Here is a 13,682-nt window from a genome sequence, read left to right on the forward strand (position 1 = left end):
TCAGGAGGACTGAGGCTCAGGAGGCGTCCTGGCCGGGGCGCCGGATGCCGAGCGCCGCGGTCGTGGCCGGGTTCACCAGGAGGACGAGCCCGGTCACGGCGAGCGCGGCGAGCACGATCCCGTACGGGATCACGCCCTCGGACTGGAGCATCTGCCAGGCGACGGGCAGGGCGAGGATCTGGGTGATGACGGCGGGGCCGCGGCTCCAGGAGCGCATCCGCCACAGGCCGCGGGCGGCGGCGAGCGGGATGAGCCCGAGCGCGAGCATCGTCACCGCGCCGGTCACCCCGCCGGTGAGGTCCCCGCCGTCGGTCAGCGTCCGCACCAGCATGTAGACGCCGCCGGCGAGGAGCCCGAGGGCCTCGACGAGGGCCACGCCCGCGGCGGCGGCCAGGCGGGCGGGGCGGGGTGTCTGCTCCGTACTGCTCATGCAAGGCAGCGTACGGGGCCGGTGGGGGTGCCCGGGGCCGGTGGGGGTGTCCGGGGACCGGGCGGGACTGGGATCGGTACCGCCGGGTAGGTACGCTGGCGGTCATGCGCGCACTTCTCGTGGTCAACCCGGCAGCCACCACCACCAGTGCCCGCACCCGTGACGTGCTGATCCACGCGCTGGCGAGCGAGATGAAGCTGGAGGCCGTCAGCACCGAGTACCGCGGGCACGCCCGGGACCTCGGGCGGCGGGCGGCCGAGTCGGGCGAGATCGACCTGGTCGTGGCGCTCGGCGGCGACGGCACGGTCAACGAGGTCGTGAACGGCCTGCTGCACGGCGGGCCCGATCCGGACCGGCTGCCGGGCCTGGCGGTGGTGCCGGGCGGCTCGACCAACGTCTTCGCCCGCGCGCTCGGACTGCCGAACGACGCCGTGGAGGCGACCGGCGCGCTGCTCGACGCGCTGCGCGAGCGGAGCGCCCGGACGGTGAGCCTGGGGCTCGCCTCGGGGACTCCGGGCACCCCGGACGAGGAGGTGCCGGCCCGCTGGTTCACCTTCTGCGCCGGACTCGGCTTCGACGCGAGCGTGATCGGCCGGGTCGAACAGCAGCGCGAGCGCGGGAAGCGGTCCACGCACGCGCTCTATCTGCGCCAGGTGTTCCGCCAGTTCCTGGAGGAGCCGAACCGGCGGCACGGGACGATCACCCTGGAGCGGCCCGGCGCCGAGCCGGTGGAGGACCTGGTCCTCTCCATAATCTGCAACACCTCCCCCTGGACCTACCTGGGCAATCGCCCGGTGTACGCGTCCCCGGAGGCGTCCTTCGAGACCGCGCTCGACGTGCTCGGACTGAGCCGTCTGTCGACCCCGGCGGTGGCCCGCTACGCCACCCAGCTGCTCACTTCCAGCCCCGAACGGGGCCCTCGCGGCAAGCACGCCACGACTCTGCATGACCTGACCGACTTCACCTTGCATTCGAAGGTGCCCCTCCCGCTCCAGATGGACGGAGACCACCTCGGACTGCGTACGAGCGTGACGTTCACAGGCGTACGCCGTGCACTGCGTGTGATTGTGTGAGTGGAAGGGCCGAAAGTCCTTGCACTCGAACGTTTAGGCGCGCATCCACCCCTTAGAAGTACGGCTGTGACCTAGCCGACACCGAGGAATCAAAAAAAACTTTCCAGAAGGGGTTGTATCCGCTGCCGAGGTTTGCGAATCTCTTCTTGGCGATCGGGACGGCCCGCAAGACCGGCCTCCACTGAGAGCCAGAACCCCTCCTCAAACCACGGACCACACCGGTTCATCCGGCAGTCGGCCCTTCACTTGTTGAGGGTTTCGTGAAAGCGTTCACATTCACAAGCAACTTGCACGTAATAACCAAGAGAGGTAGCAGCCATGGACTGGCGTCACAACGCCGTTTGTCGTGAGGAAGACCCCGAGCTGTTCTTCCCCATCGGCAACACCGGTCCTGCGCTGCTGCAGATCGAGGAAGCCAAGGCCGTCTGCCGCCGCTGCCCCGTCATGGAGCAGTGCCTGCAGTGGGCGCTCGAGTCCGGCCAGGACTCCGGCGTCTGGGGTGGCCTCAGCGAGGACGAGCGCCGCGCGATGAAGCGCCGCGCCGCCCGCAACCGGGCGCGCAACGCCAGCGCCTGAGCCACCTGCACAGCCTGAGGCACGCGGCGCGTACACCGTGTACGCATTCACCGCCCCCGAGCCGCAGCGCGCAGCAGTAAAGCAGTACCCCACAGCATTCGAGCCCCGGACCGATTCACTTCGGTCCGGGGCTCGCTGCTGTGCGTGACCATGGGGACGGACCCCGCCTCGCGGATCACTTCTGCGGGCGCACCGGGATGTCCAGGACCACCTTGGTGCCGCCCTCGCTGCCGGGCCTCATGTCGAAGGTGCCGCCCAACTCCCCCTCCACCAGGGTCCGTACGATCTGCAGCCCGAGGTTGCCGGCCTTCTGCGGGTCGAAGCCCTCGGGCAGGCCCCGGCCGTCGTCGCGGACGGTGATGAGGAGGCGGGAGTCGGGGCGGGGCTCGCCCCGGACCGCGCTGACCTCGACGGTGCCGTGCTCGCCGGGGGCGAAGGCGTGCTCCAGGGCGTTCTGCAGGATCTCGGTGAGGACCATGGAGAGCGGGGTGGCGACCTCCGCGTCCAGGATGCCGAAGCGGCCGTTGCGCCGGCAGGTGACCTTGCCCGGGGAGATCTCGGCGACCATCGCGATGACCCGGTCGGCGATCTCGTCGAACTCCACCCGCTCGTCCAGGTTCTGGGACAGCGTCTCGTGGACGATGGCGATCGAACCGACACGCCGGACCGCCTCGTTGAGCGCCTCCCGGCCCCGGTCGGAGTCCATCCGGCGGGCCTGGAGCCGCAACAGGGCGGCCACCGTCTGGAGGTTGTTCTTCACCCGGTGGTGGATCTCCCGGATGGTGGCGTCCTTGGTGATCAACTCGCGCTCGCGTCGGCGCAGTTCGGTGACGTCCCGGAGCAGGACGAGCGAGCCGATCCGGGTGCCCTTGGGCTTGAGCGGGATGGCGCGCAGCTGGATGACCCCGCCGCTGCCCTCCACCTCGAAGTTCCTGGGGGCGTAGCCGGAGGCGAGTTTGACCAGGGCCTCGTCGACGGGGCCGCGGGAGGGGGCCAGTTCGGCGGTGGTCTGGCCGAGGTGCTGGCCGACCAGGTCGGCGGCGAGGCCGAGCCGGTGGTAGGCGGAGAGGGCGTTGGGCGAGGCGTACTGGACCATGCCGTCGGCGTCCAGGCGGACCAGGCCGTCGCCGGCCCGCGGCAGCGAGTCCATGTCGGACTGCTCGCCGGGGTAGGGGAAGGAGCCGGCCGCGATCATCTGGGCCAGGTCGGAGGCCGACTGGAGGTAGGTGAGCTCCAGCCGGGAGGGGGTGCGGACGGTCAGCAGGTTGGTGTTCCGGGCGATCACGCCGAGGACCCGGCCGTCGCGGCGTACGGGGATCGACTCGACCCGGACCGGGACCTCCTCGCGCCACTCGGGGTCGCCCTCGCGGACGATCCGGCCCTCGTCGAGGGCGGCGTCCAGGAGCGGGCGGCGGCCGCGCGGGACCAGGTGGCCGACCATGTCGTCCTGGTAGGAGGTGGGGCCGGTGTTGGGCCGCATCTGGGCGACGGAGACGTACCGGGTGCCGTCGAGGGTGGGGACCCACAGGACGAGGTCGGCGAAGGAGAGGTCGGAGAGCAGCTGCCACTCCGACACCAGCAGGTGGAGCCACTCCAGGTCGGAGTCGCTCAGGGCGGTGTGCTGGCGGACGAGGTCGTTCATGGAGGGCACGGTGCGAGCGTACCCGCGGAATTAACGGCCGGTGAACCTGGCTCTTCCGGGCTTCGTGTTGGAGGATGGCCCCGGAAACACCGCGTTCAGGCGGATGGACAGACAGGAATGGTCTAGTCCACAATGAACGCATCGAACTTCATACAGCCTCCATCCTCCCCGCACAGGAGGATGGACGAGGTTCCCGGCGCTCTCTGCCCTGACTGCGTCGAGACCTCCCTTCACGGCCGTGGGACCGCACACCCCCGGCCGCGTACACCCGGGCTGCGGTGCCGGGCGGGTTGAGGGTCCCGCCGGGCGCCGCGGCCCGTGGTTTTTCCGGCTCAGGCCATGGGCCAGGCCCGCATCGCCGCTTCGGCCACCGCTCTCAGCTCCTCCTCCGTCGCCCCGTCGCGGGCCTGCTGGGACATGCCCTGGAGCACGGCCCCGCTCAGGCGCGCCAGGGTGCGGGGGTCGGTGGCGGCGGGCAGCGCGCCGGCCTCGACGTCCCGGCGGATGCGCTCCTCGATGGCGGCCAGATTCGCGTTCCGCCGGTCCCGCAGGGCCTCCTCCACCTCCGGGGTGGAGCAGTTGACGGCGGCGGAGATCACCAGACAGCCCGGCGGGTGACCCGCCTCCGTGTACGCGACGGCGGCCTCGCGGAGCATGCGCGCGACGCCCGCGCGGGCGGTCGGCTCCTCCTCGAAGGCGCGGGTGCCGAAGGCGCCGTGCGAGAGCGTGTACGCCGCCACGACCTCCTCGAAGAGCGTCCGCTTGTCACCGAAGGCCGCGTAGAGGCTCGGGGCGCTGATGCCCATGGCGCGGGTGAGGTCGGAGACCGAGGTCGTCTCGTAGCCGTGCTCCCAGAAGGCCATCGTCGCCTGCTCCAGGGCCGTGGGCCGGTCGAAGGAGCGGGGGCGGCCGCGCTGTTTCGTCGCCATGGGGTGAATTCTATAGCGCGCGTTACGGATCGTGGGGTACGGTTTTTCTGTAGCGACCACTATGGAATGAGGGGGGCGTCGTCATGGGCGTGCTCACGGGCAGGACGGCACTGGTCACGGGCGCGAGCCGGGGCATCGGACGGGGGATCGCCGAGCGGCTGGGACGGGACGGGGCGCGGGTCGCGGTCCACTACGGGACGAACGAGGCGGCGGCGAAGGAGACGGTCGCCGCGATCGAGGCGGCGGGCGGCGAGGCCTTCGCGATCGGGCAGGAGCTGGGAGTGCCGGGGGACGCGGAGGCGCTGTGGGCGGCCTTCGACGCGCACGCGGAGGGGCTGGACATCCTGGTGAACAACGCGGGGATCGGAGCGTCTAGCCCCTTCGCCTCCATCGAGGAGGCCGAGTACGACCGGATCTTCGCGGTGAACGCGAAGGCGCCGTTCTTCCTGGTGCGGTCGGGCGTGGAGCGGCTGCGGGACGGCGGCCGGATCGTGAACGTGTCGACGGGGCTGAGCAGGACGGCGCTGATGCCGGACCTGATCGCCTACTCGATGTCGAAGGCGGCGCTGGACGTCTTCACCCGCGACCTGTCGAAGCTGCTGGGCCCACGCGGGATCACGGTCAACTCGGTGGCGCCGGGGGTCGTGGCCACCGACAACACTGCATGGCTGGAGGGCGACGAGGAGGCCCGGGCGCGGGTGGCGGCGTACTCGGCGCTGGGCCGGATCGGGAGCACGGCCGACATAGCCGACGTGGTGGCCTTCCTCGCCTCGGACGACGCGCGCTGGGTGACGGGGTCCTGGATCGACGCGACGGGCGGTTCGCTGACCTGAGGCGGGCGAGCCGGACGGCCCGGACGGGGGTCGGGCCGTCCGGGCGGGGAGCGCGGTGGAGGAGCAGGGGGCGAGGGGGCGAGAGGGGTCCGAGTGGCTGGGGAGTAGCGGGCGGATGACGATGGAGGGGCCGGGAGGCGCGGGCCGTCCGGGGTGCGGAACGGCATGAGGAGGCGGGCCTCCCTCTGCTAGATTGGGACTTTGATTGGTCTATACCACACGGCCCCTCCCTAGCCCCTCACCAGATCGGCAGGCACAGCGTGGAAGTTGTCATCGTCAAGGACGCCAAGGCGGGCGGAGAGCTCATCGCGGACGGCATCGCCGGCCTCCTGCGCCGCAAGCCCGACGCGCTGCTCGGCGTGGCCACGGGCTCGACCCCGATCCCGATCTACGACGCCCTGATCGCCCAGGTCCGGGCCGGCTCCGTGGACGCCTCCCGGGCCCGCATCGCCCAGCTGGACGAGTACGTCGGACTCCCGGCCGGGCACCCGGAGTCGTACCGCTCGACCGTCCTGCGCCAGGTCGTCGAGCCGCTCGGGCTGCCCCAGGACCACTTCATGGGCCCCGACGGCTCCGCCGAGGACGTCCAGGCGGCCTGCGAGGCGTACGACAAGGCGCTCGTCGACGCCGGCGGCGTGGACCTCCAGATCCTCGGCATCGGCACCGACGGGCACATCGGCTTCAACGAGCCCTGCTCCTCGCTCGCCTCCCGCACCCGGATCAAGACGCTCACCGAGCAGACCCGGGTGGACAACGCCCGCTTCTTCGACGACGACATCGAGCAGGTCCCGCACCACGTCATCACCCAGGGCATCGGCACCATCCTGGAGGCCCGCCACCTGGTGCTGCTCGCCACCGGCGAGGGCAAGGCCGAGGCCGTCGCGCAGACCGTCGAGGGCCCCGTCGCGGCGCTCGTGCCGGCCTCCGCGCTCCAGCTCCACCCGCACGCCACCGTGGTCGTGGACGAGGCCGCCGCCTCCAAGCTGAAGCTCGCCGACTACTTCCGCCAGACGTACGCGAGCAAGCCCTCCTGGCAGGGCATCTGATCCCGCCCCCTCGGGACCCACGCGAAAGGGGCCCGGCACCTGGATCAGGTGCCGGGCCCTGCGCGTACTCCCTGGCCGTCAGGCGCCGGTGCCGACCACGGCCTCGGCCGCGGCGCGGCCGCAGACCCGGGCGGCGCCGTGCGTGGCGATGTGCAGGGCGCCGCGCGGCTCCGCCTCGTTCAGGCCCATCTCGACGACGACGGTGTCCGGGCGGGCGGCGACCAGGCCGTCCAGGGCCGCGGTCATCCACGGATGGCGGTGGAGGTCGCGGACGACCGCGACGATCCGCCGCTCCCCCGCCGCCGCGAGGACGGACGCGACCGTGCTCTCCGCGTCGAAGGAGCCGGACTCCGTGCCGGGCAGCAGCCGGTCCAGCTCGGCGGCGACACCCCACGGGGTCTCGTCGCCGACCGCGAAGTTGGCGACCGGGGTGAAGGAGGCGACGAAGGGGGCGCTCGACACCGGGGTGTAGAGCCCGTCCCCCTTGGTGATCCGCAGGGCCCTGCGGGCCGCCACGAGTCCGATGTCGGCGCCGGGCGCGGTCCCCTCCTGCACTGCCGCGCCCGGCACCGATCCAGCCCCCCTCGCCCGGTGCGCCTGGGTCCAGGCCGCCAGGGCGCGCACGCGCGCCGCGGCGTCGGCCAGCCGCTCCTCGGGCAGTTCACCGGTCCGTACCGCGGAGACCAGCGCGTCGCGCAGCCGCAGCACGGTGTCCTCGTCGCACAGCCCGCCGCCGACGCAGATGGCGTCGGCGCCCGCGGCGATGGCGAGGACGGATCCGCGCTCGATGCCGTACGTCGCCGCGACGGCCTGCATCTCCATGCCGTCGGTGACGATCAGGCCGTCGAAGCCCAGCTCCTGGCGGAGCAGACCGGTGAGGATCTGCGGGCTCAGGGTGGCCGGACGTTCGGTGTCGAGCGCGGAGAGCAGGATATGCGCGCTCATGACCGCTTTGGTACCCGCGGCGATGGCCGCGCGGAAAGGCACCAGCTCACGGGCGTGCAGTGTGGCGAGGTCCACATCGATCCGGGGCAGCGCGTCGTGCGAGTCGACGTTGGTGTCGCCGTGTCCGGGGAAGTGCTTGGTGCAGGCGGCGACCCCGACGGCCTGGAGGCCGTCGACGTACGCCACGGTGTGCCGGGCGACCAGGTCCGGGTCGGGTCCGAAGGAGCGGACGCCGATGACCGGGTTCTCCGCGTTGGAGTTCACATCGGCCGAGGGGGCCCAGTTGAGGTCGATCCCGCAGGCGATCAGCCGGCGGCCGAGCTCGCGGGCGACGGCCCGGGTCAGCTCGACGTCGTCGACCCGGCCCAGGGCGTAGTTGCCCGGGAAGGACGAGCCCTCGTTGACCTCCAGGCGGGTGACGTCGCCGCCCTCCTCGTCGATGGCGACGAGGACGTCCTCCCGCTCCGCGCGGAGCTGGGCGGTGAGCCGGGCGAGCTGCCCGGGGTCCGCGACGTTGCGGCCGAAGAGGCCGACGGACGACAGGCCCTCGCCGATCCGGCGGAGCAGCCAGTCGGGGGCGGTGGTGCCGACGAAGCCGGGCTGGAGGACCGTGAGCGCGTCGCGGGTCAGCGTGTCCGAGCCGTGTACCAGTGTGGTCATGGGGCGCCGTTATCCCTTCACCGCGCCGGCGGTCAGGCCGGCGGCCATCTTGCGCTGGACGAGCAGGAAGAGGATCACGATGGGGACGGCCATCATGGTGGAGCCGGCCATCATCGGGGCGTACTCGGTGCCGTTCTTGGTGATGAAATTGCTGAGCCAGACGGTGGCCGTCTGGTTCTGCTGGCTCATCAGCATCAGGGCGTAGAGGTACTCGTTCCACGCCTGGATGAAGCCGTAGACGGAGGTGGCCACCATGCCCGGCGCGAGCAGCGGGAAGACGACCCGGAGGAAGGCGCCGGAACGGGTGCAGCCGTCGACCATGGCCGCTTCTTCCAGCTCTTTCGGGATGTTGACGATGAAGCCTCGCAGCGTCCACACCGTGAAGGGGAGGATGAAGGTCAGGTAGGTGATGATCAGGCCGCTGAGCCTGTCGTACTGGCCCAGGTCGTTGAGGAGCAGGAAGACCGGGATGATCATGGCGACCAGCGGGATCATCTGGACCGCGAGGATGCCGACGATCACGATCTTGCGGCCGCGGAAGGCGAAGCGGGAGATCGCGAGGGCGGCGAGCAGGCCGACCGCGATGCCGATGACGACAACGACGAGCGAGACGACGAGGCTGCGGAGGACCGGTCCCCAGAAGTCCGCGATGTCCAGGGCGCGCTTGAAGTTCTCGGTCGTGAAGACCGACGGGAAGAAGTGCGGGGTCGGGTCGATCGCGTCCTTGGCCGGCTTGAAAGCCGTGTTGATCATCCAGTAGACCGGAAACCCGGCCGTGAGGACGACGAGCAGGCCGAGGACGTTCCAGCCGAACTTGGACGTGCGGCGGTGGGTGACGGCCGGGGCCGGCGACTCGGCCGGGGCTGCCGTGGCGTTGGCGGCGCTCACTCCACGTCTCCGATCTTGAGCATCTGACGCATGTAGACGGCGACGACACCCAGCAGCAGCAGAACCGTGACGAGCGCGATCGCGGAGCCGGTGCCGTAGTCGTTGACGACGAACGCCCGGTCGAAGGAGTACGTGGTGAGCAGCTGGAACTCGGGCTCGGGGTGGCCGTTGCGCATCACGTAGACCTGCGGGAAGACGCCCATGTCCCAGATCACCGACAGTGTGGTCAGCATGACGATGATGGGCTTGAGGATGGGCAGGGTGACGAAGCGGAAGACGCCCCAGGCGCCGGCTCCGTCGAGACGGGCGGCCTCTTCGAGTTCCTTGGGCACCTGCGTGAGGCCGGCGCTCAGGGTGATCACCACGAAGGGCACGGCGCCCCAGACGACGAGCAGCATGATCACGGCGAGGCCTTGCGGGCCGCTGGCGAACCAGTTGTGGCCGATCATGTCGACACCCGGGATGCGGCTCAGCAGCCAGTTCAGCACCCCGTAGTCGGCGTCGAAGAGCCACTTGAAGATGGCGGTGGCGACGATGATGGGCATGCCCCAGCTCGCCACGAGCACGATGTTGATGAGCACCTTGACCCAGCCCGAGACGCGCTGCAGCAGCAGGGCGAGCATCATGCCGAGGACCATGGTGAGGATCACGGCACCGGCCGCAAAGATCACCGTACGCAGGACGACGGCCCAGAACTCGCCGTCACCGAGGATCCTGGTGAAGTTGTCGAAGCCGGCCGACTCCGCTTCCTGGAAGCCCCACAGCTGGGGCTGGCCGAACCTCTGGAACGAGAGGGCGACCAGTCGGACCAGTGGGTAGCCGAGCACCAGGAGCAGAACGAGGAGACATGGCGCGAGAAGCAGCCATGGGACGCCCGCCCCGCCGTTCGACTTCTTGCCGGGCTTCCCCGGGCCGCCGGCTGCGGAGCCGGAGGGTGGTGATTGCCGCACCGGCGGCACCTTCGCGGTGGTTGTGTCTGCGGCACTCATCCCGTGCTCCTCAGCGGTCCCTCTCGTGATGCGGGAGGCAGGGCCCCGCCCGAGGGGCGGGGCCCTGCCTGTAGGTCACTTGGTGTTGATGACCTTGTCGATCGCGGTGTCGGCGGCCTTGGCGGCCTCTTCGACGGACTTGCCCTTGGCGATGTCGACGAGCATCGTCTTGAGGATCTGGGCCTTCTCGACCTGGCCCCAGCCCGGAGCGGTCGGGACGAAGTAGCTCGACTCGGCGGCGGTCGCCGGGACGGCGGTGGCCGGGTCGGTCTTCAGCGGGGCGAGGTCACCCTTGTTGTTGGGCAGGTTGCCCTTGGCGATGAGGCCCTTCTGGCCTTCGGTGCCGGTGAAGGCGGCGATCCACTCGCCGGCGACGCCCTGCGCCTTGGACTTGACCGGGATGGCCAGGTCCGAGCCCCCGAGGAAGACGGGGAGGGGCTTGCCGGACGGGCCGGGCACCACGAAGTTCTCGAGCTTGTCCTTCAGCCCGCCGACCTTGTCGGACTTCGGGTCGGCGGCGGTGGCGCCCTCCCAGCCCGCGGCGAAGATCATCGCGGACTTGCCCTGGCCGAAGACAACGGGGCGGTCGGCCTCGTCCTTCGTCTTGTCGCCGTGCATGTACTTGTCGAGGACGTTCTTGTACTCGGTGAGGCCCTTGACGGACTCCGGCGAGGACAGGTTCGCCTTCCAGGTCTCGCCGTCCTGCTTGGCGATGGAGCCGCCCGCGTCGAAGACGAAGGACATCGCGGCGTACCAGTCGGGCGACGGCTGGTACCAGGCGCTGAACTTGTCGCCCTTCTTCTGCTGGATGGCGTCGAGGGCGGCAGTCAGCTCGGCCCAGGTCGTCGGAGCGGCCTTGACGCCCGCCTCGGCGGCCACGTCCTTGCGCCAGGTGCCGACGCGGCCACCGGCGTAGTAGGGGACGCCGTAGGTCTTGCCGTTGTAGGTGACCGAGTCCTTGAGGGCGTCGAGCCACTTGTCGGAGTTGTCGAACTTCGACGCGTCGACCTCGGCGAAGGCGCCCTTGGCCATGTAGCTGATCATCTCGCTGTTGCCCATCTCGACAACATCCGGAGCCTTGTCCGTGGCGAGCACCGCGTCCAGCTTGGTGTTCTTGTCACCCCAGCCGTAGTACTCATGGGTGATCTTGATGCCCGGGTGCTTCGCGGTCACCGCGTCGTCGGCGGCCTTGACCAGCTCGGGCCAGTTGTTCTGAGCGTCGACCGTCAGCCATACGGTGAGTTCCTTGGCGTCGCCGCCGGCGTTGCCTCCGGACTTGTCGGACGCGTCGGAGCCTCCACATGCCGCCATCGAGACCATCATGCCCGCGACGCCGATCGCCGCGATGAGCTTGCGCTTCACGCCACCCTCCTCAGGGATGCCTGCAACCCCTGCCCACCGCGCGAAGACATACGTCAGGTAGTGCTCGTGGGGCTGGGACCTGGTCTTTAATGGTTTAGACCAGTACCCGGAGCTTGGCCTAGACCTTTAGGGGTGTCAAGGGTGTATAAGAAGGGCAGTCGCGTCCGTTACCGGACCGACACCTGAGGGAGGGCGACGACCCGTGACCGGTCCGTGCCACCATGTGAGCCGCGACAGACGGAGGAGCCGGTGACGGCAGCAGCACAGTCGGGAAGGCAGGCCATGGCCACGGAGGCGGGCAGCACGGAGACAGAGGGCGGGGCGGCGACCCGCACCGCGCGCGTGCCCAAGTACTACCGGCTGAAAAGGCACCTCCTCGACATGACGGAGACCCTGCCGCCCGGCACTCCGGTCCCGCCCGAGCGGACGCTCGCGGCCGAGTTCGACACCTCGCGCACCACCGTGCGCCAGGCCCTCCAGGAGCTGGTCGTCGAGGGCCGCCTGGAGCGCATCCAGGGCAAGGGCACCTTCGTGGCGAAGCCCAAGGTCTCCCAGTCCCTCCAGCTCACCTCGTACACCGAGGACATGCGCGCGCAGGGCCTCGAACCCACCTCGCAGCTCCTCGACATCGGATACGTCACCGCCGACGACACCCTCGCCGGGCTGCTCGACATCTCGGCCGGCGGCCGGGTCCTGCGGATCGAGCGCCTCCGCCTCGCCAACGGCGAACCGATGGCGATCGAGACCACCCATCTTTCGGCCAAGCGCTTCCCCGCGCTGCGCCGTTCGCTGGTCAAGTACACCTCGCTCTACACCGCGCTCGCCGAGGTCTACGACGTACACCTCGCCGAGGCCGAGGAGACCATCGAGACCTCCCTCGCCACCCCGCGCGAGGCCGGCCTGCTCGGCACCGACGTCGGCCTGCCGATGCTGATGCTCTCCCGTCACTCGCTGGACGCCCAGGGCGAGCCGGTGGAGTGGGTGCGCTCGGTCTACCGCGGCGACCGGTACAAGTTCGTCGCCCGCCTCCAGCGCCCCAACGAGTGACGATGAGGATGGGGCATGGCATCGCTCTGAGGTCCGGCTCCCCGCCCGGCCGCCGATTCGGCTACCCATCTGCGGGACGGCAGCCTACCGAGCGGCATACGGCCGCGTGACTGGTCGGGCGTCTATGACTTCACGGGTCGCCCTTGCCCTTGCCACCGGCTGACCGACCGTCGCCTGCCCACTCACGAGATCGACTTACCGATCAACGTCCCCCCACCGCGAAAGGAGGCCGCTGAATCAACGGCCTCCTTCACTGAGCTTATTCAGTGTTGCCGCTCCAGTGTGAGGATGGCCTTGGCGATTGACGTCATGTGGTGGGGGCTGCACCGGGACCTGCGGAAGATGCGCCAGGACTTCAACTTCACGACGCCGCGTTCGACGGGCGCCCGTGCTGCGGCCAGTGCCCGGTTGCGGGACCTTGCGGTGGGGGTGAGCTCCTACAGGGGCCTGCATTTGATGCCGGTGGTCAGCCACGGACCGGCGCCCTGGTAGGCGAGATCGGCCAGGATGGGAACCCCTGACGCTCGCAGATCCGGATGATCTGGTGGGTGCAGCCGGCCGCCGGGGTCGGTGACGACCTGGACGTTCACGCCGTGGCGCCGGTGTTCGTGGGAGTGGTCGGCCCGGCCGTCGCCGACCCGGTCGCACTCGGCGAGGGTCTCGTCGAGAAGGACGAAGTCGGGTTCGTGCTCGCGCAGCGTCTTCAGCAGGCCCGGGGGCACGCTGGGCGAGAAGGTCGACGACCGCGCTGGTGTAGGCGTGGGCGGTGGACTCGCCGATCCCGAACCCGGCGGCGATCTTCGCCAGAGTGGTGTGCTCGCGCAGGCACACCAGTGCCACCATCGCGCGCCGGGACGGGCGGAGCTTGCAGCGCCGGTCGCCCTCACGGGTGACGATCAGCATGGTGACCCACTCCACGAGTGCGTGCGGCAGGTCGAGTGCGGCAGGATGGATGACCAACGAGGCCCCCGAGCAACGTGATGGAGACGTCAGACATCTCGATCAACAGCCCGGGGGCCTCGCTCGCTGCACTTCACGGCCCATCACCCGATCGGTGGCCAACTCGAAGAAGCCCACTCCTCGGAATCAGGTCAGTGCTGCAGCTCCACGTCGATGTAACCGTATATGCCTGCACTCCCATTGCCGGAACAGGCAGCCGTCGACCAGCCGCGACTGACCCAAGGGCCAAAGACCTCGAACGTCCGCCCGGAGTTACTGATACACGGAACAACTACTCGGTACTTCGTGTACCCGCCGAGGCT

Annotated in this window: 12 protein-coding genes and 1 pseudogene; 5 read left to right on the forward strand and 8 right to left on the reverse strand. The window is 70.1% G+C overall.

Translation table 11 applies throughout. The features are described from left to right. Positions 1-16: 16 nt before the first annotated feature. Positions 17-430, reverse strand: a complete 414-nt coding sequence (locus HHL19_RS07755; RefSeq protein WP_169086973.1) for a hypothetical protein — start codon at positions 428-430, stop codon at positions 17-19. A 104-nt stretch (positions 431-534) separates the two neighbouring features. On the opposite strand from HHL19_RS07755, the gene HHL19_RS07760 reads away from it, so the two are divergent. After that, complete coding sequence (locus tag HHL19_RS07760) at positions 535-1,503, forward strand: diacylglycerol kinase family protein (RefSeq protein WP_169086975.1); 969 nt, start codon at positions 535-537, stop codon at positions 1,501-1,503. 318 nt (positions 1,504-1,821) lie between these two features. Continuing rightward, on the forward strand, positions 1,822-2,079 hold the full coding sequence (locus HHL19_RS07765; RefSeq protein ID WP_003953983.1) for a WhiB family transcriptional regulator: 258 nt from the start codon (positions 1,822-1,824) through the stop codon (positions 2,077-2,079). A 175-nt stretch (positions 2,080-2,254) separates the two neighbouring features. Here HHL19_RS07765 and HHL19_RS07770 read toward each other — a convergent pair whose 3' ends face one another. Together HHL19_RS07770 and HHL19_RS07775 are read right to left on the reverse strand one after the other, a co-directional pair. Then, entirely contained in the window at positions 2,255-3,721 is a 1,467-nt protein-coding gene (locus tag HHL19_RS07770) for a PAS domain-containing sensor histidine kinase (protein ID WP_169087589.1), read from the reverse strand. 332 nt (positions 3,722-4,053) lie between these two features. After that, positions 4,054-4,650 carry a TetR/AcrR family transcriptional regulator gene (locus tag HHL19_RS07775; protein ID WP_169086977.1) on the reverse strand — a complete coding sequence of 199 codons (597 nt, stop codon included), beginning with the start codon at positions 4,648-4,650 and terminating at the stop codon, positions 4,054-4,056. An 83-nt stretch (positions 4,651-4,733) separates the two neighbouring features. Between HHL19_RS07775 and HHL19_RS07780 the strand changes: the two genes are divergently transcribed. Beyond that, a complete protein-coding gene (locus tag HHL19_RS07780) occupies positions 4,734-5,483 on the forward strand; it encodes an SDR family oxidoreductase (protein ID WP_169086979.1) in 750 nt (249 codons plus the stop codon). Positions 5,484-5,743: 260 nt separating this feature from the next. Continuing rightward, positions 5,744-6,529 carry a glucosamine-6-phosphate deaminase gene (gene nagB / locus HHL19_RS07785; protein ID WP_169086981.1) on the forward strand — a complete coding sequence of 262 codons (786 nt, stop codon included), beginning with the start codon at positions 5,744-5,746 and terminating at the stop codon, positions 6,527-6,529. 78 nt (positions 6,530-6,607) lie between these two features. Here nagB and HHL19_RS07790 read toward each other — a convergent pair whose 3' ends face one another. The 4 genes from HHL19_RS07790 to HHL19_RS07805 all read right to left on the reverse strand — a co-directional run bounded on the left by HHL19_RS07790 (position 6,608) and on the right by HHL19_RS07805 (position 11,373). Next, positions 6,608-8,134, reverse strand: coding sequence for a glycoside hydrolase family 3 protein (locus HHL19_RS07790; protein WP_169086983.1), 1,527 nt, complete (start codon positions 8,132-8,134; stop codon positions 6,608-6,610). Between the two features lie 9 nt (positions 8,135-8,143). Beyond that, positions 8,144-9,022: a carbohydrate ABC transporter permease gene (locus tag HHL19_RS07795; RefSeq protein ID WP_169086985.1), complete on the reverse strand. Its 879-nt coding sequence runs from the start codon at positions 9,020-9,022 to the stop codon at positions 8,144-8,146. After that, positions 9,019-10,011, reverse strand: a complete 993-nt coding sequence (locus HHL19_RS07800; RefSeq protein ID WP_169086987.1) for a sugar ABC transporter permease — start codon at positions 10,009-10,011, stop codon at positions 9,019-9,021. The genes HHL19_RS07795 and HHL19_RS07800 overlap by 4 nt, the downstream gene beginning before the upstream one ends. Positions 10,012-10,086: 75 nt before the next feature. Beyond that, the gene (locus HHL19_RS07805; RefSeq protein WP_169086989.1) at positions 10,087-11,373 is read right to left on the reverse strand and encodes an extracellular solute-binding protein; all 1,287 of its coding nucleotides are present in this window, start codon (positions 11,371-11,373) and stop codon (positions 10,087-10,089) included. A 282-nt stretch (positions 11,374-11,655) separates the two neighbouring features. Here HHL19_RS07805 and HHL19_RS07810 point away from each other — a divergent pair, with 282 nt between their 5' ends. After that, positions 11,656-12,420 (forward strand): GntR family transcriptional regulator, encoded by a 765-nt coding sequence (locus HHL19_RS07810; RefSeq protein WP_169087591.1) that lies wholly within the window; start codon positions 11,656-11,658, stop codon positions 12,418-12,420. A gap of 263 nt (positions 12,421-12,683) precedes the next feature. On the opposite strand, the pseudogene HHL19_RS07815 reads toward HHL19_RS07810, so the two are convergent. Continuing rightward, positions 12,684-13,380: pseudogene (locus HHL19_RS07815) on the reverse strand (transposase family protein). Between the last annotated feature and the right edge of the window lie 302 nt (positions 13,381-13,682).

The organism is Streptomyces sp. R302, assembly GCF_012927245.1.
Lineage (GTDB): Bacteria > Actinomycetota > Actinomycetes > Streptomycetales > Streptomycetaceae > Streptomyces.

Excerpts from the sequence above, each read along its gene's own strand:
- HHL19_RS07770 (WP_169087589.1), bottom strand. The coding sequence starts at position 3,721 with ATGAACGACCTCGTCCGCCAGCACACCGCCCTGAGCGACTCCGACCTG.
- HHL19_RS07765 (WP_003953983.1), top strand. The coding sequence starts at position 1,822 with ATGGACTGGCGTCACAACGCCGTTTGTCGTGAGGAAGACCCCGAGCTG.
- HHL19_RS07775 (WP_169086977.1), bottom strand. The coding sequence starts at position 4,650 with ATGGCGACGAAACAGCGCGGCCGCCCCCGCTCCTTCGACCGGCCCACG.
- HHL19_RS07810 (WP_169087591.1), top strand. The coding sequence starts at position 11,656 with ATGGCCACGGAGGCGGGCAGCACGGAGACAGAGGGCGGGGCGGCGACC.
- HHL19_RS07800 (WP_169086987.1), bottom strand. The coding sequence starts at position 10,011 with ATGAGTGCCGCAGACACAACCACCGCGAAGGTGCCGCCGGTGCGGCAA.
- HHL19_RS07790 (WP_169086983.1), bottom strand. The coding sequence starts at position 8,134 with ATGACCACACTGGTACACGGCTCGGACACGCTGACCCGCGACGCGCTC.
- HHL19_RS07760 (WP_169086975.1), top strand. The coding sequence starts at position 535 with ATGCGCGCACTTCTCGTGGTCAACCCGGCAGCCACCACCACCAGTGCC.
- HHL19_RS07780 (WP_169086979.1), top strand. The coding sequence starts at position 4,734 with ATGGGCGTGCTCACGGGCAGGACGGCACTGGTCACGGGCGCGAGCCGG.
- HHL19_RS07755 (WP_169086973.1), bottom strand. The coding sequence starts at position 430 with ATGAGCAGTACGGAGCAGACACCCCGCCCCGCCCGCCTGGCCGCCGCC.